Below are 23,838 nucleotides of genomic sequence, written 5' to 3' on the forward strand. Positions count from 1 at the left end.
TCTTGACCCAGAAGTTAAGACAAGATTCGCATATAACTACGATTTAAGTGCAACTTTTTGCACTTAAGCTTGATTGTTGAGCAATCACTTCGTTAGTAAATGATTGCTCAATATAGAACACTGCTCCGAAACCTAAGCTAAATTAATCGCGATTAATTGCCGATTATCTAACTAAGGGCAGCTAGCTTAGGCCGACGATATTTCCATTACTATCAATATCTAACGACATGAACGCCGGTTTGTCAGGCAAGCCTGGCATGGTCATTACATTGCCGCACAACGCGTAAATAAAGCCAGCACCAGCACACAATTTTAGTTCTCTAACAGGCACGTCAAATTGGGTTGGTGCACCTTTTACGTGTGCTTCTGTCGAGATCGATAGTGGTGTTTTTGCCAAACAAACTGATAGGTCGCTATAGCCATGCAGTTTGAATTCAGCCAGTTGTTTTTTAGCCAGTGGAGATAGCGAAATACTTGCCGCGCCATAACCAACTTCAGCAACTGCCATCAGCTTTTCTTCTAGGCTTTGCTCTGAGTGATACAAAGGCTTAAATTCACTCTGTTTTTGGCAAGCTTTGACTACAGCGTGAGCCAGTTGAGTCGCGCCTTCGCCACCTTGACCAAATGCTTCGCTTACTTCAACGTTAACGCTTGAGTCGAAGTCGGTGATCATCTGTTTCAAAGCATCGAGCTCTTGAGCTGAGTCTTGTGGGAATCGGTTAATCGCAACAACTGTAGGCACTTGGTATTGCTTAACGTTGTTGATGTGCCATTTTAGGTTCTCAAAGCCTGCAATTAGCGCGTCTTGGTCATCATTAAAAATTGAATCTGGTAATGGAGTGCCGGGTCTCAAATCGTATAAACCAGAGTTGGCCTTTAATCCACGTAATGTTGCAACAACCACAGCGCAATCGGGCTTTTTGTTCGACGCTTTTGCTTTTATGTTGCACGCTTTTTCAAAGCCCATATCTGAGCCGAAACCACCTTCGGTCACGACAAAGTCACTCAGTTTTAACGCTATCTTATCGGCAATAATTGAAGAGTTACCATGTGCGATGTTCGCGAAAGGCCCGGCGTGAATTAGGGTAGGAACGCCTTCAAGGGTTTGCATCAATGTTGGTTCAATAGAATCCTTCATGGTTACGGTCATTGCGCCTGCAACGTTGAAGTCATCTGCGGTCAACGGCAAGCCTTGTTTGTTGTAGGCAAGTACCACTCGTCCGATGCGCTTTCTCAAATCTTGAAGGTCATTGGCTAGAGCAAGAATGGCCATTAGCTCTGAAGCAGCTGAGATATCAAATCCATCTTCTCGCTCAAAGCCGTTAATTGTTTTGTCTGCTTCGTTCTTGCCAACCGTGATCATGCGTAGTGCGCGATCATTGTGGTCAAGTACACGTCGCCAAACGATTCTGCTTAGGTCAATATCCAAGGCTTTTAAGTCAGAACGCGCTTCAAACGCCTCTAAGCCTTCCCGTTGTTCATGATACAAACGTGCATCAATGGCGGCAGAGGCGAGGTTGTGAGCGGCCGTAACAGCATGAATATCGCCCGTCAGGTGCAGGTTTAATTGTTCCATAGGGGCAACTTGAGAGTAACCACCACCCGCAGCGCCACCTTTTACACCAAATACCGGACCCATTGAAGGCTGGCGAATGCAGGCCATTGCAGATTGGTTAATCTCTGCGAGGCCTTGTGCTAATCCGATAGTAGTGACGGTTTTGCCTTCACCAAGAGGTGTCGGTGTGATCGCCGTGACTACGACTAATTTACCATCTTGTTGGTTGGCGAGACGTTCAAGTGACGTGAGAGACACTTTAGATTTGAATTGCCCTAATGGCTGATGTTCGTTGTGGTGCAGGCCAGCTTGCTTGGCAACCTCACTGATGTTTTTAAGGGGAGTAGAGCGACAAATATCAATATCAGACAGCATATTTGATCCTTATATCAGAACCGAAAGGCGGTACGTAAACGTTTGCGTGGCGATAGTACTGTATAAATTTGCCAAGTAAAGGCAAACCACACGAATTATGTGCTGGAAGATAACAGATCTAAAGAGTCATTGCGCGAGATCAAATCTTAAACGAGCAAAATATTCGTTCTGATTACCTTCAGTTGCAATTATATTGGCGTTGAATACAAAAAGGGCTGCATATAGCAGCCCTTCAAGGAATGGGTAATCTCACTTGGCGTTAACCTCTAAGAGGTAACTACCTAATATGGCCGATTAACGATCCCAGTATGTTTCTTCTAAGCTATCTTCGCGTTCAGGCAGTGCACGAGAAAGGCGAGGAGAGTGCTGAGTCAACACTTCGTAGCTTACACGGTTTGCGTACTTACAAATTTGAGACAGTGAAGAGTAAGTTAGACAAGTGTGCTCGTGTTTCTCTGAGTTTGGTACATTCACGTGGTGGTAGCTATTTGCTGCCATGTCGTGAAGTAGTGCTGAAAGTGCACCATCGCCAGCGCCATTGGTATTCTTAATCTCAAGTGGGCCACCTAGGTAAGGGCCAATGTGAGAGTACACTTTTACTGGGTCTTTACAGTCTTGCTTACGCATCGCACGGCTGAATTCGTATTTATTGAACTCAGGGATGTTACCCGGTAACAATGGCAGTGTGGTTTCGCGTTTCGCTGGTTCGTCAGTGTAACCTGCCATGTATAGACCAATAGGACCTGCAGTACATAGAACTAGGTCAACCCACTCAAGTGCCTTGTTAGCAGCCAATAGAGGATCTTTTTCACCCGTTAGCGCTTCACCTTCATCTTCGTTCATCGCGACGATGGTTACGTTTTCTTTCAGGTATTCTTGCCACCATTCAGCGTTGCCTTCGATCACATACTTAGTACCAAGTGTTAGTACAACAGGCACATTGTGCGCTTTCGCGTATTCAATCGCTTTTTGTACCGCTTTTGGCATCGGATCTTCAGGTTTGCCACGCATTAGGTATGACGACACAACCAATGCAGAAGCTTTCTCGAAGACTTTTTCAGGAATGCTTTCTGGAAGAAGTTGGTTCATGTGGCCTTCGTTGATTGCAAACGTACGTTCGCCATCTTCAGAAATCAGCGTGTAACAACGACCAATTGGACCATCAACAGTTTGAAGGTGGTTTAGATTCATACGAGAAGAAGTGCGGCAAAGGTAACGATAACCAAATGAGCCAACTTCAATCTTCTTAGACATTACGCCAAGCAGGACAGATTTGCTGTCCGCAAGTACGGAATAGTTGTGCAGTGTGTTGCCGATAGTATCGCCAGGATATTGATGCGTGATCAAACCGCGCTCAACTAACTCTTCATACAGCGCATCTGCTTTACTTTCTTCCAATACCAGTGAGTGACCTTTACTCAGCTCGTATTTTTCTAGGAACTCGTTGTCAACACGGGCTTCGATATCAACAATCGTTTGGCCAACACCCACAATCGTTGCGCGGTGAAGCTTAGGCGTTTGTTGAATTTGGTTGACCAACGGATCACGTGCGTGAGTTGGAAAGTAGTGCTTAGATTTACGCTGTCCAGGAAACTTCATATGAAAAATACAGTGAAAAAATTTTGCCGCATGATATCACATTTTGTTTCTGTTTCTTTCATTTTTATTACATTTTGAATCACCTGCACAATGTCTGTACAGGTGATTCAACTAACTATATGTTTGAAACTACTCGGTTGGCTGTACTAACGTCGCTGGATCAACGTAAGCCTCTGTACCCCATAGTGGAACAGTTGAAAGGCTGTGTTTGAAGCTACCTTCTGTTTCTTTGGTGGTGTAAGACAAGTAGAGCAGCGACTGATTCTCTGCATCGTAGATACGACGAACCTTCATTGTTTTAAAGAAGATACTTTTCGATTGCTTGAATACCACTTCGCCAGACTTACTCTTGTCTATTTGAGCAATCATTTCTGGTGTAATTTCACCTGTTTGACGACAAGATATAGAGCTATCACTTGGATCAGAAAGGCTAAGGTTTGCTTCGATTGATGCGATATGACAGGTAACACCCGCGATCTTATCGTCATCCAATGAAGACATCTTGATATCCTTCATTGTGAAGAAACCCAGTGAGACGTCGCCAACCTCGTTGTCCGAACAGCCAGCTAACATTGTCACGATACCTGCTGCTATTAAGGCTTTTTTCATAAGAAGTCCTTTTTATTTATATAGTTCTATTTACTATAAGGATATTGAAAGCTTGGATACGAGTGTAGAGCTTTTCGTTAAGTTCTTAAAGGATGTTGTTGGATAATGAAAAATATGAAGCATTTAAAGTACTTGTTGGCCTTGGTCATGCTCTGTATGCTCTCTGCTTGTAGCTCGGCACCTCAGCCGACCGTATGTCTTCCAAATAACTGCGATATTTGGGGATACTAACCGTAGGTACTAAAAGAATGAATAACGAAATACCTGAAATTGCACACAAGAAAAACCAATGGCTATTTAGTCAGCTCGATATTGCTTACCCCGCAAAAGAGAGCCTCCTCGGCCGTGAACTTTATCAAAGCAAACTTCCATCCAAGACATACCAACTCCTAGCACAAGATCAAACTCCTTCCCAAATTGATGAACTGCATAAAGTCGATTTCCATAAATTGACCGTGCTATTTTCACTCAACCAAGCAAGCGTTTACCAAGATGAAATCGAAAGGGCACACATGCTTGAGTTCTTGAGCCAAATTATGCTTTCTGACGATCATGTATTATATATTGGTACTCAAAACGGTGAAGTTGTGGCGAGCGCTATCGTCACAGAAGCGGATGGTTCCCTATTGATCTCGGATGTCGTTGCTGAAAATGGTCAAAGTATCAACAACTTTGCTAAGCAGTTACACGATTTTTGGGCACAAGATCATGCTTCTTGCGATAAAGTATGGATCGAGAACTAAAGATTCTTTGACAAAGCGTTAATCTAAGTACAATACCCCGTCTTATTTAAAGGGTATTGTATGTACAAGCTATTGATATCAATCGCTGTATTATGTGTTAGCGCTTATTCTTCACTCAGTTTTGCTAACGACTGGGATATTAAACGCATCCTAGTTTTACACTCATACGAACCTTCTTATCAATGGACTGCTGACTTCCAAAAAGGGATAGACAGTGCGTTCAGCCAGTCTCAAACCGAAGTTAAACTCTCAATAGAGTATTTGGATTCAAAGCGTGTCCACAGCCCAGAGTATTACGACTCTCTCGCGAACTACTTACGTGCGAAGTATGCAGGTTATAAATTTGATGGCGTAATTGCGACGGACGATAACGCAGCCAATTTTCTTGAATCTCTGCCTAATTTGATTGATCGCTCCACACCTGTCGTTGCAGCCGGCATCAATGATTTCAGCACCGACATGTACGCGGTGTCTGACAGAGCAACTGTGCTTTACGAGAACGATCAGATAGACGTTAATATTAAGCTGATCTCCAAATTAAGACCTAATCTAAAGAATCTCTATTTTGTAAATGATTACAGTGTCACGTCTGAATTGATTCATAAAGAAATGAACAAAATGATGGCTGAATTTTCAAATATCAATCTCGTAGAAATTCGCGACTTGTCGCTGGAGCATACGAGCCAATTTTTGGAAGGGATCTCTGCGGACGATGCGGTATTGCTCAGTCATTACAACACCGAGTTAAAGCAAGGGGTTTATCACACTTACCAAGAGATTGCGGATACGTTGTCAAAAGCGAGTGCTGCTCCGGTGTTTGCTTTATGGCAGTTCTATATTTCGGGTGATGTACTCGGTGGTTACGTTAATCACTCACAAAGCATGGGTGAACAGGCCGTCGATGCGTTGGATAAATACCTTCCACTTGGTTTTACTACACCGTTAACTCCCGGAGACAACAAACGTTTTGTATTCAATTACCCTGCAATGAAGAGATACGGGATTAGTGGAAACGCGTTACCTGACGAAGCGGTTTTCATTAACGAGCCTTCATCCTTTATTCGCAAAAACTTCCAGTTGTTATTGGGGCTGTCGATGGTGATTGCGGGTTTGAGCCTGATCATCTTGATGCAATTTGTCACTCTGCGCCAAAAGAAAGAGTTGGCGAATAAGAACAAACGAATCTTAAAGCTTCAGAAACAGACCTTGAATATCCAAAAGGATATGATTCATGTTCTCGGAGAGGCAATTGAAACCCGCTCTGGCGAAACTGGTAATCATGTTAAGCGTGTAGCCAAGTTGTCTGCACTGCTTGCTAAGTATCGTGGCTTGAGCCATCGCGAGGTCGAGATGATTGAGATCATCAGCCCAATGCACGATGTGGGTAAGATTTCAGTCTCTGAATCAATCTTGGATAAACCTGGGAAATTAACCGACCAAGAGTGGGATGTGATGAAGCTTCATACTACGGCTGGCTATAACTTACTAAAGAGCGGAGCGGGTGATATTACCAACCTCGCGGCAATCATTGCTAACGAACATCACGAGCGTTGGGATGGTGCTGGATACCCGAATGGAAAAGTGGGTGATGAAATACACCTGTTTGCTCGTATCACTGCCGTAGCCGATGTGTTTGATGCGCTGCTTAGTGCACGTTGCTACAAAGAACCGTGGCCGTTAGATATGGTGGTCGATTTGTTTGAGCGAGAGTGTGGCTACCAGTTTGATCCTCAGCTAACTAAATTGCTACTGAAACACTTATCCGAGTTTGTCGCTATCCGAGATTCGTACCCCGATACTGGAACTGTAGAATATGCGTCTTCACCTTCGCTTGAAGCTAAGGTCTTAAAAGAGTCGGTTGTTAGCTAATTGTCGCTCTATCTGAGTAGCCTATAAGCCATTTTTTTTATCGATTCACCACGATCCGGCTAGGAAGTAGTGATTTATATTTCCCCTGAAATTGAGTAGCTTATGTAAAGCTCGCAGTATTTGGTTTCGTAGAATCTGGGTTAATTTAATAAAAACTGTTGCTTATGCCGAGCGATAAAGTGATCAACTCCATATTTCGCGAAGAGAAATAAGCCTGTATCTGCAAACTGTTACCTCAATCATCTCGCGCATTGAAAGAACACTATAGGATAAAACTTGGATTCAATCTGAGTGAGATACCTATGCGGTTAGAACAGACTAAATGTGTGATTTTCGATTGTGACGGAACACTTATCGATAGTGAAAAGCTGTGCTGCCAAGCTTTGGTGAACGTTTTCACTGGCTTTGGAGCGGAGCTAAACGTCAACGACTGCTATGCGCATTTCCAAGGCGGGAAGCTAGCTGACATCTTAATGGATACACAAGAACGTCTTGGGCTATCTATCTCGATTGATACACTTGAGCCGTTATATCGCAATGAATTACAAGCACTGTTCCAGCGTCATTTAAAACCGATGGATGGCGCTATCGAACTTATTGAATTCCTCAAACAACAAGACATCGAGTTTTGTATTGCTTCCAATGCACCGAAATCTAGGGTTGAATCTTCATTGGCGATGACAGGCATGCTAGACGACTTCAAAGGCAAAGTGTTCTCAGCTTTTGATGCTAACAGCTGGAAGCCAGAGCCTGATCTAATCATGTACACGGCCATGAACATGGGCTTTCTGCCAAATGAGTGCATCTACGTGGATGATACGTTGAAAGGGATTGAGGCTGGTGTTCGCGCGGGTATCCAATCGTTTCGATTACGCCCGAGTATTGATGAAGCAATCGTAGATCCCGAAGCCGACTCAGCAGAACTCGCGGCTCAGGATATCTACAGTTTAGAAGAAATTTCAGTTTGGATTAATGGCAAGCACTGCTCAAATGGTGGTATATCGAATTCTGCAGCTTTGGTGGGGTAGAGCTTAGTTGAAGGCTGACTACCTTACTAAATTGTTTGGTGTGGAAACCGCAAGATGCACAAGTAAACTTTTCTCCACTTTCTGAAAGCAGATACTCGTCGTGTTGGCATAAAGGGCATGTAATGTCGTCGGTGTTTGGTGTTTCTGTTTTATTCATTATGTGTCACCTGCAGCAAGGGGGTAAGCGAAAAAAGACCCGTTCAATTAGATTACTCCTAAGCTCGAATATTAGACAGTTCTGACACTTCTTAATCTCTCCTTTGCGACTTGCTTCATGGTAATTGATAATGTCATCGTTATTGACCATGGTTCTTGTAATGTTATTAAACAAAAGCCAAAAAGAAAGGACCCATTACGAGTCCTCATTAGTTTGTTTTCAATTCACGCCGCTAGTTCACCAGTTGATCCTTAAGTTCGGTAGCGTGCCAATGTCTGAGATAGAGAAACCGACGCTTCTGTTAGCCTAGATACGCCATTTGAAGAATTCTGAGCCACGTCTTTAATCACATCGGATTGGCTTCGAATATCGTTAAGCTCTGCTGCAATCGTATTGGCAACGTTACTTTGCTCATCGGCTGATGTTGCGATTTGGATACTCATATCCATTAGTGCTTGAGCTGAATCTGCAATCGAGTTTACGTCGTGACCAATGTTTGAAATCAACTGGCTACTGGTTTGCGCTTGGTCAACCGTCTGTTCGGTGATCTTCGCGATATTTTGGCTCTCTTGCTGTAAGCGTTCAATCATCGCTTGGATTTCTACAGTAGCCGACTGAGTGCGGCTTGCCAGTGTTCTTACTTCATCAGCAACAACAGCGAAACCTCGGCCTTGCTCGCCCGCACGAGCGGCTTCAATCGCGGCATTTAAAGCAAGTAAGTTAGTTTGCTCTGAAATAGCATTGATCGTCGTGATGACCTCGTTAATTTGGCTCGTATTCACATTCAAGCTAGTAACAGAAGATGAGGTTTGCTCAATCAAAGAAGAAAGGGTGGTGATTTCCGAGATTGCCTGTTGAACCTTCGCGTGGCTATCGTTGATTTGCTGCGCGTCTTGTTCTGTTTGTTCAGTTGAGCGTGCAGAGATGTTAGAGACTTCATTTGCCGAAGCTGTCATCTGATCCATTGCTGTCGCTACAGAGTCTAGAGAGGCATTTTGGCTCATGATTTGTGTTTCGCTGCGCTTCATCTCAGTTTCGAAAGAAGCCGATGTTTCGCTTAGCGTTGCTGCACTGTGGTTTACGTTGTTGACTAACTCACTAAGCGTGTCCATTGAACGGTCAAGCGCACAACCAATCGTGCCGAACTCATCACGGCCAGGGTGGAAGCCAAGGCGTGATGTTAAGTCACCATCACCAATCTTTTGAGTCGTTGAATAAAGAACCCAAAGTGCGCCGCCTAGGAAAGTCGCTACCCAGTAACAGAAAAGACCAAAAGGCACACACCACAAGAAGCTCAGTAATAAAGTGTACAGTGCTTGCTGCTTTTGATTCTGTATATCGTTAGTTGAAACGGTAAGTGAGTAGTAGTTGCCATCTTGTGCGAGTGCTGTGGCAGTCACAGAACCATTATTTGAAATAGTGGTTTGTTGAGCGCGAGTTTGCTGGCTAACAGAGCGAACAGATGCCGGGGAATCTGATGCTGATAAAATGCCTTGCAGTTGATACTCGACCTGCTGTTTTGCAGTTACGTCAATGTGTTCCATTTTGTTGACGTAGTTCAGTCCAGCTAGGCTTGCCAGAGCGGCAAAAAAGATTAAGAAAATGACCCAAAACTTGTCGTTGATCGACATCTTAATAAACAGTTTGTCTATCGTTCGAAATTGTACTTCTTTCATAAAAACTCCACGGTAAATCCTTTACCGTGGACTCTAAATAACCGACCTGAATAAAAATGTGACTTCAATCGACTAATTGTGAAAATTAATGATAGTGATATGTCATTTATGAGATCTGAATCAAGTAAATTAGTTCTGTATAGGTATTAGCCTAAAGAAGGCAGTAACCCTACTGAAATAAGAACTTGAATCGCAATGATAAATACGCCAACGCTACCTGCTAAAAACAACGCTTTGCTACCGCCTAACACTTGGTAACTGGCTTCTGAAGATTGTGGTTTGACAGAGAAATCAGTGTAACGAACCTTGTAGACCATCACTGTTGGTAACAGAATCGCGAGCACTGAAAGTGCAATGGCTGCGTAGCCTAAAGCCATGATGAAGCCTTGTGGGTAAAATAAGGCAAACCCCAGTGGCGGTAAGAAGGTGATAGCAGCTGTCTTAACACGTTTTGCGTTACCTAGTTTCTTGCTCAGTGAGTCGCCCATGAATTCAAATAAGCCCAAGCTCACACCAATAAAAGATGTCAGCAGTGCAAGGTCTGCAAACACACCGACGATCACGCTTAGGTTGGATTGATGAACCGTTTGCGATAGCGAGACTAATAGCGCGCCCAAGCTTGTGTCAGACAACAACTGCTCTTGGCTAATCACGCCCAAAGTAACGCCTTGCCAAAAAATGTAAATAACTAAAGGTAACGCGGAACCTACAATCATAACTTTGCGTAGAGAGCGTACATCACCATCAAGGTATCTTACGATAGAAGGGATACTGCCGTGGAAGCCGAAAGAGGTGAACACGACTGGAATTGCCGCAACAATCAGACCTTGCTGTAGTGGCATGCTTAATAGGTATTGAGAAGTGATGTTAGGTGCTAAGAAGCTCAGAACTAAAACCATCGCGACCAGTTTTAGCCCAAATAATACACGGTTAACCTTATCAACACTGTGCGTACCAATAGTTACAACACCAGCCACCAACAATGTAAACAGCAAAGTCGTCACTTGGCCATTGAGCTCAATTCCTGCGATGTCGGCAATTCGTTGATTAAACTGCGCACCACCGCCTGCGATGTAAGCGGCGCACAGTGCGTAAAATAGAAACATAACAGCGAAGCTCGCAATCCACTTTCCCTTTGTTCCTAAAATCGTGTGAGCCAAAGTATGTAGGGTGGCATCAGATTCAACGAATTGGTGTAACTCCACCATTAATAACGCTGTAAATGCCATTAGTGCCCATAAACCAAGCATCAAGAAAAGTGAAGTTGAAAAGCCAATACCTGCAGAAGCAAGAGGAAGAGCGAGCATGCCGGCACCAATTGTTGTGCCAGCAATGATCAAAGTACTACCAAAAACCTTTGATTTATTCATTGTATATAATTCTTTACGTTAGGGTGTGTTCTAATTGTAATTCTTCTAGCTTAAGCGCATAAACCCAAAGAATATCTCGATTTTGGAGTATTCTGATTGAGTTTAATTCCAATTGCAACGGTTAATGTAATTTAAAATATCCACTGTAAATTAATATTTACATTGATGTGGTTGAGGTGCAAAAAACGAGGTGAGCAAACGTTTGACCATGATCGGCTTCAAAATAATTAGAGTAATTTGTTGTACTTAATGTATGGTGGCAGTACATATGTCGTTCGCGTATACCCCTTTAACGTAGATAACCGTTAATGATCGCGAGTAGCTTCAAGCTATAAATATGGAATGGGTAGAGTAGAGTGCGTTCATCAAAGTGACATAATATAAGTCCAAGATGGTGCACTGGTTAATTGGACATAACGTCCACATCAAGGAATAGAGGGGGCACTATGAGTGACCAATCTTTAAATGACGAAAGTCTAGAGTTGTTAGATGCTATGGAAATTGGCATTGATTTATCTGACTACGAACAGACAGTTAAACAGTTAGCTGAAGAACTTTTCCCATCTTCTAACTAACGTTTCATTTCAATTCTTATACTGAGCAAATCTGATTCGCTCACTCGTCATACCAAAAGCTATCCTCATTAAAGTTCGCGAAGATAAACAAGTACGTTTATCATGTTACTTAGTTCTCGACACTTTAATGAGGTTCAATGAACTTTCTCGCACACCTTCATATCGCCAAATACTGTAACAGCAACCTAGCAGGAAACTTGTTAGGTGATTTTGTGAAAGGCGACCCAAATAAACACTATTCAGATTCGCTTTCCGATGGCATTCGACTTCATCGGTTTGTAGACAGCTATACAGACAGGCACGATGTTTCTCGTTCTGCTAAATCACTCTTTTCAAATCAAACGAAACGCTTTGCACCTATCGCACTCGATGTATTCTGGGATCACTGTTTAGCCAATCATTGGTCCAATTTTTCTAAGCAATCACTAGAGCGTTTTTGTCTCGATAGCCATCAACAAATATTTGATCATCAAGAACCTCATTGGCCGGAAAGCTTTGTGGTCATTCATCAGAAAATGGCAGAACAACGCTGGTTGGAGAGTTACCAGGATATGGAGTCCATTGAAATGGTGTTACAGCGAATGGCGTTGAGAAGGCCAAAGCTTGGCATGCTAAAAGCGTGCTACGCTGATTTGGAAAACCATTATGATACGTTGCAGTGTCACTTTAATGAGCTTTATCCCATGGTTTTAAAAGAAGCGAGTGAGTTTAATACGCTTCAATTGAAGAAAAATCAAAAGGAAAGGTAAACAGCGTAATGTAGGTTTGCTACAATCCGCGCCTATTTAATCTTTGAGCATCTTACTATGTCTGAATCTACCAAATCTTTTAATCAATTAGGATTGTCTGATCATCTACTTGCTACGCTAGAAGAGCTGAACTTCACGGCTCCAACCAGTGTTCAAGAACAAGCGATTCCTTTGGTTTTAGAGGGCAAAGATGTACTGGCTGGTGCTCAAACGGGGACAGGTAAAACGGCGGCTTTTGGCTTGCCAATTATTCAAAGATTACTTGCTACTAAAGATAATGTAATTCCAAATCCTAAACTGGTTCGAGCTTTGGTTTTAGTGCCAACCCGTGAGCTTGCGCAACAGGTGTTTGATAACGTAACCAGTTATGCAAAAGGTACCGATCTTAAAGTGGTCGTAGCTTACGGTGGTGTAAGTATGAAGGTGCAAACTGATAACTTACGCGGTGGCGCAGATATTCTTGTCGCGACGCCTGGTCGTCTTATTGATCACATGTTCACTAGAAACATCATGTTGAGCCAAACGGAAGTACTGGTACTGGATGAAGCTGACCGTATGTTAGATATGGGCTTCATGCCTGACATTAAGCGTATTCTTTCTCGCATGAACGAAGTGCGTCAAACTCTGTTCTTCTCTGCAACGTTTGATAACAAAATCAAAGCGATTGCACACCGTATGATGCAGAAGCCAAGTGAAATCCAAGTTACTCCAAAAAACAGCACCGCTGAAACCGTAACACAGATGGTTTACCCGGTAGATAAGTCGCGTAAAAGTGAGCTATTAGCGTATTTGATTGGTTCAAAAAACTGGCAACAAGTGTTGGTGTTCACAAAGACTAAGCAGGGCACTGATGCTCTCGTTAAAGAGCTTAAGTTAGACGGCATTAAAGCGGCATCAATCAATGGCGATAAGAGCCAAGGTGCGCGTCAAAAAGCCCTAGACGATTTCAAGTCAGGCAGAGTTCGTGCGTTGATCGCAACCGACGTGGCAGCTCGTGGTATTGATATTCAGCAGCTAGAACAAGTTGTGAACTATGACATGCCATTTAAAGCAGAAGATTATGTTCACCGCATCGGACGTACTGGCCGTGCGGGTAACAGCGGCTTAGCGATCTCTTTGATGAGTCAGGATGAAGCTTACCTATTGGGTGACATTGAGCGATTACTTGATACGCGCTTGCCTCAAGAGTGGCTAGAGGGCTTTGAACCAAGCCTTGAAAAAGATCTAGCGCCCGATCGTGGTGGTCGCAGCAAGAGCCGTTCATCAGAAAAACGTAAGATGAAAGCGAAGCTTAAGATTCACCAAAACCGCGGTAAAGCACGTCGTTAACAAGCTGGACAAAGCTCCAGTTTAAAGATCTATACATATAAAAATGCGCCGTTACAGTGACTTCTGTAACGGCGCGTTTTTGTATCTTATAAGCTCATCATGGGTATGAACCCGATTAAGCTTTATGTTCCTGGTTACATTTCCATTCACATGGCACTTCATAAATCAGCTCTTCAATCGAGGTTGGGTTTAGAACCCACTCTTCATCAATATTGAACTTGCTGACCATCTGCGTGTTGAAAAGCTGCCAATGCTTAAGTAGAACATCTTCAGGAGAGGTGACCATATCGCCTTCATTCCAAGTGCTTTCCATAAAGGGAGTGAGGCATACAGCGCCGTTTGCGTACATGATCATTTGCCATTTAACTTCGTAAATGTTGATCATTTTGTCTGGGTTAGCTGCATTGTACTCAGCGGCAAGCCCGTTAATCTCTTTTTCAACATCGCCGACATTGTCGATGAAGTAATCAACTAGGTTGTCTTCTTGGCGAACAGAGTCTGAAATAAGCTGCATTGGCCTACGTGAGTGAATCATGTTGGTGAACAGACGCATGCTAAACAGGTAGATAGCGATATTTGGCGTAACATCTTTGGGCAGCTCTTCCATAATCTTACTGATGTAAGACTGAAAATAATCGTGTAAACAATCACTTATTGCATGCCAAATCTTTTCTTTGCTACCAAAGTGGTGGCGGATAAGGCTATGCGAGACGCCTGCCTTTTCACTGATGTTTCGCAGTGATACACGATCGTAGCCAAAGTCACAGAACATGTCTGCGGCAACGCTCATGATCAAAAAACGCGTCTCTTCGGCGTCTTTTGCACTTCTTCTACCTTGCTTCTTTTCGGTCATCTTCATTTCACATAATTACCTGATTACAACATTCTACACTGTTTTTACTGAAATAAAAAATACTGCACAAGTGGAAAGTAAATCTTGAGAATTATTTAATATTAAATATACTGCCCACCTGTGTAATAAATCATAATAATTAAACGGAGAGGCATCATGCAGTTCAATTTGTCTATCAATGCCATATCGAGCAAGCGCATGGGAGCTGTTATTGCAGCACTATTGCTCGCAGGCTCTCTAACTGGATGTGACAAAGTTCAGTCAGAGGAAAATGTGCAGGTAATCAAGCCAGTCAAGCTGTTCGAAATCCCACAACAGACTGATATTGATCTCGATAGCTTCATTGCAAAGGTTGATGCAACCGACCGTGCGGCACTTTCTTTCCAAGTGGGTGGAGATATAGAAACCTTCGATGTTCGTATGGGACAAGAAGTGAAGAAAGGTCAGGTGTTAGCCGTATTAGACGCGACGGATTACCGTATTGCCGTTGACGCAGCCCAAGCTAAATTTGATCTGGCGAACAGCCAATACAAACAAGCTTCTGAGTTGTATGCGAAAAAACTGGTCAGTACCGATTACTACGACCAAGCCGTAAACACCTTTACTGCCGCTGAAGTTGAGTTGGACCAAGCAAAAACAAACCTTGGCTACACTACCTTAGTTGCTCCATTCGATGGCGTGGTATCGATGGTGTTTGGAAAGCAATATCAATTGATCGCAGAAAAGCAGCCTGTACTGAATATTTTGAATCACAGTGAAATGGATGTGACGTTTTCAATTCCAGTATCAAAGCTTGAAGACCGTTCTATTCAAGACCTAACGAGCTCAAACATGTGGGTTGTGATGGACAACCACCGCGGCATTCGTATCCCGACTCGCTTTAAAGAAATCTCAACGCAACCAGATGAAGATACCAACAGCTACCAAGCGGTTGTGTCTATCGAAAAGCCAGAAGGCATCAATCTACTTTCTGGTATGACAGCGCAAGTTGAAGTTCAGAAAAGTAAATCTGACTACGGCATTGGTATTGTGGATTCAGCTTGGTTAAACAAAGACGTAGGCCATGGTGAACTATGGCGTTATAACCCTGACTCTCAACTGATTTCTAAAGTACAAGTCCTTCTTGATGAGCAAGGCAAGGTTATCGACGGATTGTCGTCTGGTGACCTTATCGTTGAAGCGGGTGTGGATGTGTTATCAGACGGACAACAAGTAAAAGCTTGGCTTCGTGAGGGCGGTATTTAATGAACCTTTCAAAATTATCAGTTGTTGTCGCGTCGGTTCTGTTACTTCAAGCCTGTAACAATGAAGCTGTACACCGTGAACAACCACCTTTGTTGGTTTCTACCTTTGAAGTTGGCGCACCGCTTACTAATCAGTTCAGAAGTTTTAATGGACAGGTGATGCCAGCTGAATTGACTCCCTTGGCATTTAAGCTAGCAGGCGAGATTCAACAAGTATTAGTAGAAGCGGGCGACAATGTCGAAAAAGGGCAGTTATTAGCCACCTTAGATAACGCAACGTACGTACAAGATCTGACTGATGCTCAATCTCAATTCAAACTGGCAAGCAAACAGTTGGCCCGTGGAACGGAGATGTTTGGCAGCGAAATGTTATCGCAATCAGAACACGACCAACTGACGGCTAACTATAAGCTCGCATCGGCGAATTTGGCGGCGGCGAAACGCAAGCTGAGTTACACAGAACTTTTAGCGCCGTTCTCAGGAACAGTTTCAACTGTCGATAAGCAACGATTCGAAAATACGGCGCCTGGAGAAACACTACTGAGTGTGTACCAGAACGACAAGGTGTATGTGCGAATTCAAGTATCAGATTCGATCTTGGCGTCAATTAGCCCAGACATGCGTTCAAATAGCTATCGTCCTGAGGCGACCTTTGGCGGTCACACAGGCCAATATCCACTGACGTATCTAGAACACACCAGTGAACTGCACCCACAATCCCGTACCTACGAATTTTGGATGCAGATGCAGCAGCCTGAAAGTGAAATCCTGCCAGGCACGAGCGTTACGGTCAATGTAGATATGGCGAAAGCGGGCCTGAGCGATGTTCAAGGCTACCAATTACCAATGACAACGCTAGAAGCGGGCTCTGAAGCGAATCAGTTCTATGTGTGGAAAATGGAAGACGGACAAGCATTCAAAAGCGAAGTAGAAGTCGACAAGATCAGTGGCCAAGGCGCACTCATCGCTCATGGTGTTGAGCAAGGTGAGCTACTCGTAAATTCGAATTTAAGAAAACTCCGTGACGGAATCCAATTGTCAGGAAAAGCAGAATGAACATCGCAGAATATTCAATAAAGAACAAAGTAATCAGCTGGCTGTTTCTAGTCATTTTGGCCATTGGCGGTGTGACGTCTTTTGGTAATCTATCCCGTTTAGAAGACCCAGCTTTTACCATTAAAGATGCAATGATTATTTCAACTTACCCTGGCGCTACGTCAATGGAAGTTGAAGAAGAGCTGACTTACCCACTAGAAAAAGAGATAAGACAGCTTCCGTACATCGACAAGATTACCTCGACATCATCGAACGGTATGTCCCAAATTATGGTCAGTATGAAGATGGACTACGGTCCAGACGAGCTGCCTCAGATCTGGGATGAAATGCGCCGTAAGATCAACGATCTACAACCAACACTGCCAAGTGGTGTAAATTCCGTTCAGATCATCGATGATTTTGGTGATGTGTTTGGTGTGATGATCATGCTGACCGGTGATGGTTACGATTACGTTGAGCTCAAACAGTACGCAGATTACCTAACGCGTGAAATCGAACTGGTTGACGGTGTCGGTAAAGTTAGCATTGCAGGTGACCAACAAGAACAACTGTTTGTTGAGATGTCACTGGAACGCTTAGCCGCATTGAACCTAGATATGTCGACGGTGACAGCATTGCTAGCACAACAAAACAGTGTGGTATCGGCAGGCGAGGTGATGCTGAATGGTCAAAGCCTAACGATTAAGCCAAACGGCACATTAAGCACGGTTGAAGAACTAGAAAACCTAATCATTCATGGTCGTGACACTGGCAATCTAATTCGTCTAAAAGACGTTGCTGAAGTGACTCGTGGTATTCAAGAAAAACCGGGTAATGTATTAACGTACAACGGTAAACCTGCAATCAACTTGGGTATTGCGTTCTCTTCTGGTGTAAACGTGGTTGAGATTGGTAAAGCACTGGATGCGGAACTGGATCGCCTAGAAAGCATTAAGCCAGCGGGTGTAGAACTGAATTACTTCTACAACCAAGCGCAAGAAGTAGACAAATCTGTGGCTGACTTCTTAATCAGCCTAGTTGAAGCGGTAGCCATCGTTATCATTGTATTGTTGTTCGCAATGGGCTTACGCATTGGTTTGATCATCGGTTTGGTTCTTCTATTGACGGTATTCGGTACCTTCATCCTGATGGATTACAACGATGTTGAACTGCACCGCATCTCTCTGGGGGCACTGATCATCGCGCTGGGTATGCTGGTGGATAATGCGATTGTTGTCGTTGAAGGTATTTTGGTGGGCTTGAAGAAAGGCAAAACCAAGCTTCAAGCAGCGAAAGACATCGTCAAGCAAACACAATGGCCACTGTTAGGTGCGACCATTATCGCTATCACAGCGTTTGCACCGATTGGTTTGTCGAAGGATGCGACAGGCGAATTCATGGGTTCACTGTTTTGGGTACTGTGTTTCTCACTGTTTTTGAGTTGGGTAACTGCACTAACACTAACGCCATTCCTTGCCGAGATGTTGCTTAAAGAAGAAGACAAGGTTGATGAGAACGAAGACCCATACAAAGGCATCCTGTTTGTGGTATTCGGTGCGTGTCTGAAAGTAGCACTTCGATTTAGATGGCTTACTGTAGTTAGTATGGTCGCTCTATTAGCAGTTTCTGTCGTCGGTTTTGGTATGGTGAAGCAGCAGTTCTTCCCGCCGTCAAATACCCCAATGTTTTACGTAGACATGTGGATGCCAGAAGGCACCGATGTTCGTGAAACGATCAAGCAGACAGAAAAAGTTGAAAGCTACATTCGCCAGCAAGACGACGTGGAGTTTGTAACGACAACGGTTGGGCAGGGCATGCAACGTTTCGCACTGACTTACCAACCAGAGAAAAGCTACGAAGCGTACGCCCAGTTACAAGTAAGAACCACTGACCGCGACACTATGTTTAAGGCTCTAGCGGCGCTAGACAAAGACTTAGCGAACGAATTTGAGCAACCAACGTTCCAGTTCAAGTTGATTGAGTTTGGTCCGTCACCCGCTTCAAAAATTGAAGCGCGTATTATCGGTGCCGATCCACAAGTACTGCGTAACATTGCAGTTGAAGTCGAAGACATCTTGCTTGCCGATCCAGGCTCTCGAAATGTTCGTCATGACTGGCGTGAACGCACTAAAGAACTTGTACCACTGTTCAACGAATCTAAGGCTCGTCGCCTAGGCATTTCAAAAACTGACTTGTCTGAGACATTACAGATGGCGTTTGGCGGTTACAACATCGGCCTACTGCGTGATGGTACTCATATGTTACCTATCGTGGCGCGTTTACCGGAAGAAGAGCGTTTTGATTTCGAATCGCTAAACAATGTGAAGATTTGGAGCCCATCACTACAAACTTACATCCCAGTTGAGCAAGTGATTGATGGCGTAGAGCTTCAATGGTCTGAGCCACTGATTCAGCGTCGCGACAGAAAACGTACGCTAACAGTATTGGCTGACCACGATGTTCTTGGTGATGAAACGCCAGCGAGTCTGTTTGCTCGTGTGAAACCAAAGGTAGAAGCATTAGATTTACCAGAAGGCTACAGCATTAGCTGGGGTGGTGAGTACGAAAGCTCTAAAGATGCGCAAGAATCTCTGTTTGGCTCACTGCCAATGGGTTACTTGCTGATGTTTATCATCACGATGCTTCTGTTTAACTCGGTTCGTAAGCCGCTTGTGATTTGGTTTACGGTTCCACTCTCTATCATTGGTGTTTCAATTGGTCTGTTAGGTACCAATATGCCATTCAGCTTCACAGCGTTCCTTGGCTTATTGAGTCTAAGCGGCATGATTTTGAAGAACGGCATTGTACTGCTTGACCAAATCAACAGTGAGCTATCAACAGGTAAAGACCCATATTTAGCGGTTGTCGACAGTGCGATTAGTCGTGTACGACCGGTATCTATGGCAGCATTAACGACTATCTTGGGTATGATTCCTTTGGTATTCGATGCATTTTTCGGCTCGATGGCGATTACCATCATGGCAGGCTTAGGCTTTGCTACCGTACTAACGCTAATAGTAGTACCGGTGATGTTCGCTATTTTATATAGAATCAAACCGTCCACTGCGGGTTATTAGGGAATGATATAAAACAGATTCTTTTAAGCCAGCCCAGTCAAATTTGACTGGGTTTTTTATGCGTGTTGTCCCGTCCTGAAATGTGTTGACACGTGAGAGCTGTATGAGGGTACGAATAGGCAAGCATTAAAAAATCCGCTACTCAATGGTCAAGCGGCTTTGAGAAGGATAGGGCAATTCTAGATTGCTAGGCGTATGTCTAATTCAATCGGCTTTGGCATGGCTAAGTGATAGCCTTGATACATATTGAAGCCTAAGCTCTGCATCGCTTGGAGTTGTTGTTGGGTTTCTATGCCTTCAATCACTGTCTTTGCGCCAATTTGGTTTGCAAGATCAAGCACTAACTCCATTCCTCGAGTGTCGCCTTGTTCAAAGTCCAACATAACCGAGCGGTCTATCTTGATGATATGAGGGTTAATGTGACGAACGCGTTGTTCGGTTGATGCTTGTGTTCCAAAATCATCGACCGCTATTTGAAAGCCATTATCCGCAAGAGAAAGAGCGGCATCTTTCAAGCGCTCTTCACTTTCTGCATTCAACTCTACCAACTCCATCACTATCTGTTCGCATGAAAGATTAAGCTCATGCAGGCGCTTAGCTAACAAGCTATCGCTCACTTTCTCTGCGGCAAATAACTCGCCAACATTAGGAAGAACATTCAAGAATAGGTGTAAATGACGAATAGTCGACTGTGCGAAGTTGCGTATATGAATGGCTCGGCTCAGCCTCTCGACATTAATTTTGTCTGTGCATGAGGTTTCGTCGGAATGAAAGAAGTGATCAGGGCGAACAATGGCACCTTTGCTGTTCGAAATTCGAACTAAAGCCTCTACACCTATCTGAGTCATAGAAGAATCAAATATAGGTTGGTAGACACTTCTAAGTGTTAGGTCTTGATATTTCGCAATAAACTGCATATCGGCATCCACAGATATACAGCTAATAAATTCACTTCTGTCTGATAAAATCATAGTCGCTAATAAAGGTGTTTATTTAATGACGAGAATATACGTCACGGCTGTCACAATATTGACAGGTGTTACTAAATTGTCAATTAATAAAAATTCATTTGTAACGTCAATATTTAAATTAATATAACTAACGAAAAATCAGCATGATAAATGACATTAACCATTAAATTTACTTATCATTGACTGTGTTTGATAGTTTAAGTGAATCTAATGGCTAAGTAACGTCTCACATATTAACCCCAACCAATATAAGGCTAGAACGCTGATACACCAGAGAAAAGTAGGGTTAATGGCTTAAATTATGGGGGAGTGTCAAAGTTATAAAATAGATTGACTAAGCGAGTTACACAGAAATGATATCTATCTCTCAAAATCGAGACTGTGAGTCGATCGGCTATTAATAATTAAAACAGGAAGTTCGAATAATTAATGAACAGGGAATGAGTTATCTTTTATAAAATACTGGGATGGAGGTCTAACTATTTACTTTCAAGACTGATTAAAAAAGTTGACCCGTATTCTTACTGCCATTGAAGTACTGCGTAAAGTTGCAGGTATTTACGAACCAGTTGTTGATTTCCTGACCGCTTTAAAGGGTGTCCAAATTTAATGAAGCAAGGGCTGATTTTAAAATTATTATTTAAGTCAGTAGCGAATTGAGAATCACTCTCTCTTAGCGTGATACCTTGTTGGCTATATTCCGTGATCTCGTCTGGGAGTTCACCCATCCACCAATGCAATAATTCACCACTGTTTTTACTTCGGCTAATCCAATGGTCGGAGACAATGATCAAAACGTCATTGGGTTGGATTGCAAATCCATACTCTGATTGCCAGTTATGAATGTCCAACATCAACTTTCTACGACAAGTTTTCCCCGCGCTCACCATGTGGTGACTGATCATCCAAACGGTACCGATTTCGGAAGATATTCGGAAGTGTCGAGGCGTTTCTCTAGAGGAAAGCATTTCAAGTGGGCTGATGTTGCTTGCATGATTAAAGCTAACGAAGGTGTGCTCCATTCGGCGGGCAAATGCCTTACCTATATGGTGCTCACTGATCCCTTGATTGTGTACAGTAGGGTAGTGGCGTTCACAGAGCTTTAGGCAATCGTCTTGAAATTGATTAACGCTTTTAATCACTAGATCTAATAACAATGAAGTCCCTTATACACAGCTACTATCTTATTGATGGGCAATAGTACGGTAATTGCGGTTCCGTTACCTATCGTCAAAGTGCGAGTTCTTGATCTCTCTATCAAAATTAACCATTGCTGAGTGATTTTATGGATAGCACTGGCGCTCTACAGGTCTGTATTCTAAATTATGAGGAATTCTAGCTAGTTACCTCGACTATAGTCTAGTCAGCAAATCACAATTGATCTACTTACTCTTTATTTGGAAACATTCATGACCATTCAATTAGATTCGAAACAAAAGTCTGAGCTTACTCATACGCTCCAAAAGTACCTGCAGGATGAACTCGATGTGGAGCTTGGTCAGTTCGACACAGAATTCTTGGTCGATTTCATAAGTAAAAAGTTTGGGGCGGTTTACTACAACAAAGGGATAGAAGACGCTCAAAAAGTCATGGAACGTAAAATGTTAGATATCTCAGATGAGCTTTACGAGATCGAACAAATCGTTGAAATCTAACGTTTAGCCCAAACTTGTTCAAATAATTTGAATAACTCGTTTAATTTGAAATGATGTTACCAATGTAAAGCTTGGTAAATAATATGTTACACAAACTTGGTGTAGGGTACGCTTTTCGAAACTACACTACTCGTTAACATTCGGAAGAGATGCATGGACAACAACGTTAGAAATTACAACCCTTTAGCAAGAGCGATGCATTGGATTTCAGCTCTCGCGGTATTTGGCTTATTTGGTGTAGGCCTGTGGATGGTTGATCTTTCATACTACAGCGAGTGGTACAAAACAGCGCCAGACTATCACCGCTCGGTAGGCATTCTTTTGGCTGCCGTTACCGTTATCCGCTTGGTTTGGAAACTAGTTACCGCGTCACCTAAAGTAGAAGGTAAAAGCTATGAAGTTGCAGCAGCGAAGATCGCTCACGGCTTTATGTACATTAACTTAGCGGTTTTATTTATTTCAGGTTATTTGATTTCAACATCAGATGGCCGCGGGATCGACGTATTCAATTGGTTCACTGTACCAAGTATGGGTGAACTGTTTGCAAACCAATCTGATCTCGCAGGAACGATTCACTACTATGCTGCATGGGTACTGATCATCATGGCATCAGTACACGCCTTAGCGGCGATAAAACACCACGTTATCGACAAAGACGATACGCTACGAAAAATGATAGGAGCTTCAAAATGAAAAAGTCAATTATCGCTACAGGATTAGCATTTGCAATGGCAATGCCTTTCGCTGCGAACGCCGCTGATTACGTGATTGATACAAAAGGTGCGCATGCTTCAGTTAACTTTAAAGTTAGCCACCTGGGTTACAGCTTTATCCAAGGTCGTTTTAACACATTCTCAGGTGATTTCTCATTTGATGAAAGCAACGTTGAAGCGTCTACAGTAAACGTAACGGTTGATACTACAAGCCTTGATTCAAACCACGCAGAACGTGATAAGCATATCCGTAGCGGCGATTTCATCGATGCTGGTAAGTTCTCTGATGCGACATTCAACAGCACGAAAGTTGTTGATAAAGGCGACGGCAAACTTGAAGTAATGGGTGACCTTAAACTTCACGGTGTAACTAAGCCTATCGTTATCGAAGCTGAATTCATCGGTGCTGGTCAAGACCCATGGGGCGGTGAGCGTGCAGGTTTCGTTGGTACAACTCGTCTAGAACTTGCTGACTTCAACATTCCAGTAATGGGCGCTTCAAGCTATGTAGATATGGATCTACACGTTGAAGGTGTAAAGAAGTAATCTAGCTATTGTTGATCGCTAACTAGGGCGTGTTGATCTTTGCTGTACATTTCGTGTTCAACAATACATCGGTAGCCACATTAACATGAATGCCAGCGATAACATGCTGG

Annotated in this window: 20 protein-coding genes; 12 read left to right on the forward strand and 8 right to left on the reverse strand. The window is 43.3% G+C overall.

The window, feature by feature from the left end; all coding sequences use genetic code 11:
• Nucleotides 1–181: 181 nt before the first annotated feature.
• The 3 genes from AB6D06_RS15040 to AB6D06_RS15050 all read right to left on the reverse strand — a co-directional run bounded on the left by AB6D06_RS15040 (nucleotide 182) and on the right by AB6D06_RS15050 (nucleotide 4,138).
• Nucleotides 182–1,930, reverse strand: a complete 1,749-nt coding sequence (locus AB6D06_RS15040) for a formate--tetrahydrofolate ligase (RefSeq protein WP_372110790.1) — start codon at nucleotides 1,928–1,930, stop codon at nucleotides 182–184.
• A gap of 294 nt (nucleotides 1,931–2,224) precedes the next feature.
• Nucleotides 2,225–3,529 (reverse strand): inosine/guanosine kinase, encoded by a 1,305-nt coding sequence (locus AB6D06_RS15045; protein ID WP_017069885.1) that lies wholly within the window; start codon nucleotides 3,527–3,529, stop codon nucleotides 2,225–2,227.
• Nucleotides 3,530–3,658: 129 nt separating this feature from the next.
• Nucleotides 3,659–4,138 (reverse strand): CreA family protein, encoded by a 480-nt coding sequence (locus AB6D06_RS15050; RefSeq protein ID WP_017064645.1) that lies wholly within the window; start codon nucleotides 4,136–4,138, stop codon nucleotides 3,659–3,661.
• Between the two features lie 248 nt (nucleotides 4,139–4,386).
• On the opposite strand from AB6D06_RS15050, the gene AB6D06_RS15055 reads away from it, so the two are divergent.
• The 3 genes from AB6D06_RS15055 (at nucleotide 4,387) to AB6D06_RS15065 (ending at nucleotide 7,778) form a co-directional block, all read left to right on the forward strand.
• Nucleotides 4,387–4,881, forward strand: a complete 495-nt coding sequence (locus tag AB6D06_RS15055; protein ID WP_017064644.1) for a hypothetical protein — start codon at nucleotides 4,387–4,389, stop codon at nucleotides 4,879–4,881.
• Nucleotides 4,882–4,941: 60 nt separating this feature from the next.
• On the forward strand, nucleotides 4,942–6,750 hold the full coding sequence (locus tag AB6D06_RS15060; protein WP_372110793.1) for an HD domain-containing phosphohydrolase: 1,809 nt from the start codon (nucleotides 4,942–4,944) through the stop codon (nucleotides 6,748–6,750).
• 302 nt (nucleotides 6,751–7,052) lie between these two features.
• Nucleotides 7,053–7,778 carry an HAD-IA family hydrolase gene (locus AB6D06_RS15065; RefSeq protein WP_017059834.1) on the forward strand — a complete coding sequence of 242 codons (726 nt, stop codon included), beginning with the start codon at nucleotides 7,053–7,055 and terminating at the stop codon, nucleotides 7,776–7,778.
• Nucleotides 7,779–8,186: 408 nt separating this feature from the next.
• Here AB6D06_RS15065 and AB6D06_RS15070 read toward each other — a convergent pair whose 3' ends face one another.
• Nucleotides 8,187–9,611, reverse strand: a complete 1,425-nt coding sequence (locus tag AB6D06_RS15070) for a methyl-accepting chemotaxis protein (RefSeq protein WP_017064641.1) — start codon at nucleotides 9,609–9,611, stop codon at nucleotides 8,187–8,189.
• A 146-nt stretch (nucleotides 9,612–9,757) separates the two neighbouring features.
• The gene (locus AB6D06_RS15075) at nucleotides 9,758–10,981 is read right to left on the reverse strand and encodes an aromatic amino acid transport family protein (protein WP_372110796.1); all 1,224 of its coding nucleotides are present in this window, start codon (nucleotides 10,979–10,981) and stop codon (nucleotides 9,758–9,760) included.
• A 446-nt stretch (nucleotides 10,982–11,427) separates the two neighbouring features.
• On the opposite strand from AB6D06_RS15075, the gene AB6D06_RS15080 reads away from it, so the two are divergent.
• The 3 genes from AB6D06_RS15080 to AB6D06_RS15090 all read left to right on the forward strand — a co-directional run bounded on the left by AB6D06_RS15080 (nucleotide 11,428) and on the right by AB6D06_RS15090 (nucleotide 13,634).
• Nucleotides 11,428–11,556, forward strand: a complete 129-nt coding sequence (locus tag AB6D06_RS15080; RefSeq protein WP_004738089.1) for a hypothetical protein — start codon at nucleotides 11,428–11,430, stop codon at nucleotides 11,554–11,556.
• A 137-nt stretch (nucleotides 11,557–11,693) separates the two neighbouring features.
• Entirely contained in the window at nucleotides 11,694–12,305 is a 612-nt protein-coding gene (locus AB6D06_RS15085) for an ACP phosphodiesterase (protein ID WP_372110799.1), read from the forward strand.
• Between the two features lie 57 nt (nucleotides 12,306–12,362).
• Nucleotides 12,363–13,634, forward strand: coding sequence for a DEAD/DEAH box helicase (locus AB6D06_RS15090; protein ID WP_372058290.1), 1,272 nt, complete (start codon nucleotides 12,363–12,365; stop codon nucleotides 13,632–13,634).
• 115 nt (nucleotides 13,635–13,749) lie between these two features.
• Here the strand turns inward: AB6D06_RS15090 and AB6D06_RS15095 are convergent, their stop codons facing one another.
• Nucleotides 13,750–14,493: a TetR/AcrR family transcriptional regulator gene (locus tag AB6D06_RS15095; RefSeq protein WP_372110802.1), complete on the reverse strand. Its 744-nt coding sequence runs from the start codon at nucleotides 14,491–14,493 to the stop codon at nucleotides 13,750–13,752.
• Between the two features lie 150 nt (nucleotides 14,494–14,643).
• On the opposite strand from AB6D06_RS15095, the gene AB6D06_RS15100 reads away from it, so the two are divergent.
• The 3 genes from AB6D06_RS15100 to AB6D06_RS15110 are packed head-to-tail and all read left to right on the forward strand — an operon-like array spanning nucleotide 14,644 to nucleotide 19,843.
• On the forward strand, nucleotides 14,644–15,732 hold the full coding sequence (locus AB6D06_RS15100) for an efflux RND transporter periplasmic adaptor subunit (RefSeq protein WP_372099331.1): 1,089 nt from the start codon (nucleotides 14,644–14,646) through the stop codon (nucleotides 15,730–15,732).
• The gene (locus AB6D06_RS15105; protein ID WP_372099333.1) at nucleotides 15,732–16,787 is read left to right on the forward strand and encodes an efflux RND transporter periplasmic adaptor subunit; all 1,056 of its coding nucleotides are present in this window, start codon (nucleotides 15,732–15,734) and stop codon (nucleotides 16,785–16,787) included. Before AB6D06_RS15100 ends, AB6D06_RS15105 begins: the two co-directional genes overlap by 1 nt.
• Entirely contained in the window at nucleotides 16,784–19,843 is a 3,060-nt protein-coding gene (locus AB6D06_RS15110) for an efflux RND transporter permease subunit (RefSeq protein ID WP_372110805.1), read from the forward strand. The genes AB6D06_RS15105 and AB6D06_RS15110 overlap by 4 nt, the downstream gene beginning before the upstream one ends.
• A 179-nt stretch (nucleotides 19,844–20,022) precedes the next feature.
• On the opposite strand, the gene AB6D06_RS15115 is transcribed toward AB6D06_RS15110, so the two are convergent.
• Together AB6D06_RS15115 and AB6D06_RS15120 are read right to left on the reverse strand one after the other, a co-directional pair.
• Nucleotides 20,023–20,760: an EAL domain-containing protein gene (locus AB6D06_RS15115; protein WP_372110808.1), complete on the reverse strand. Its 738-nt coding sequence runs from the start codon at nucleotides 20,758–20,760 to the stop codon at nucleotides 20,023–20,025.
• 575 nt (nucleotides 20,761–21,335) lie between these two features.
• Nucleotides 21,336–21,971, reverse strand: coding sequence for a hypothetical protein (locus AB6D06_RS15120; RefSeq protein WP_372110811.1), 636 nt, complete (start codon nucleotides 21,969–21,971; stop codon nucleotides 21,336–21,338).
• Between the two features lie 252 nt (nucleotides 21,972–22,223).
• Between AB6D06_RS15120 and AB6D06_RS15125 the strand changes: the two genes are divergently transcribed.
• From AB6D06_RS15125 to AB6D06_RS15135, 3 genes are all read left to right on the forward strand, one after another.
• Nucleotides 22,224–22,469: a DUF2164 domain-containing protein gene (locus tag AB6D06_RS15125; protein WP_017059821.1), complete on the forward strand. Its 246-nt coding sequence runs from the start codon at nucleotides 22,224–22,226 to the stop codon at nucleotides 22,467–22,469.
• A gap of 153 nt (nucleotides 22,470–22,622) precedes the next feature.
• Entirely contained in the window at nucleotides 22,623–23,162 is a 540-nt protein-coding gene (locus AB6D06_RS15130; RefSeq protein WP_086967989.1) for a cytochrome b, read from the forward strand.
• Nucleotides 23,159–23,728 (forward strand): YceI family protein, encoded by a 570-nt coding sequence (locus AB6D06_RS15135; protein WP_017059819.1) that lies wholly within the window; start codon nucleotides 23,159–23,161, stop codon nucleotides 23,726–23,728. Before AB6D06_RS15130 ends, AB6D06_RS15135 begins: the two co-directional genes overlap by 4 nt.
• The last annotated feature ends 110 nt before the right edge of the window (nucleotides 23,729–23,838 follow it).

The sequence above is a fragment of the Vibrio sp. 10N.239.311.G01 genome, from assembly GCF_041465805.1.
GTDB lineage: Bacteria > Pseudomonadota > Gammaproteobacteria > Enterobacterales > Vibrionaceae > Vibrio > Vibrio crassostreae_C.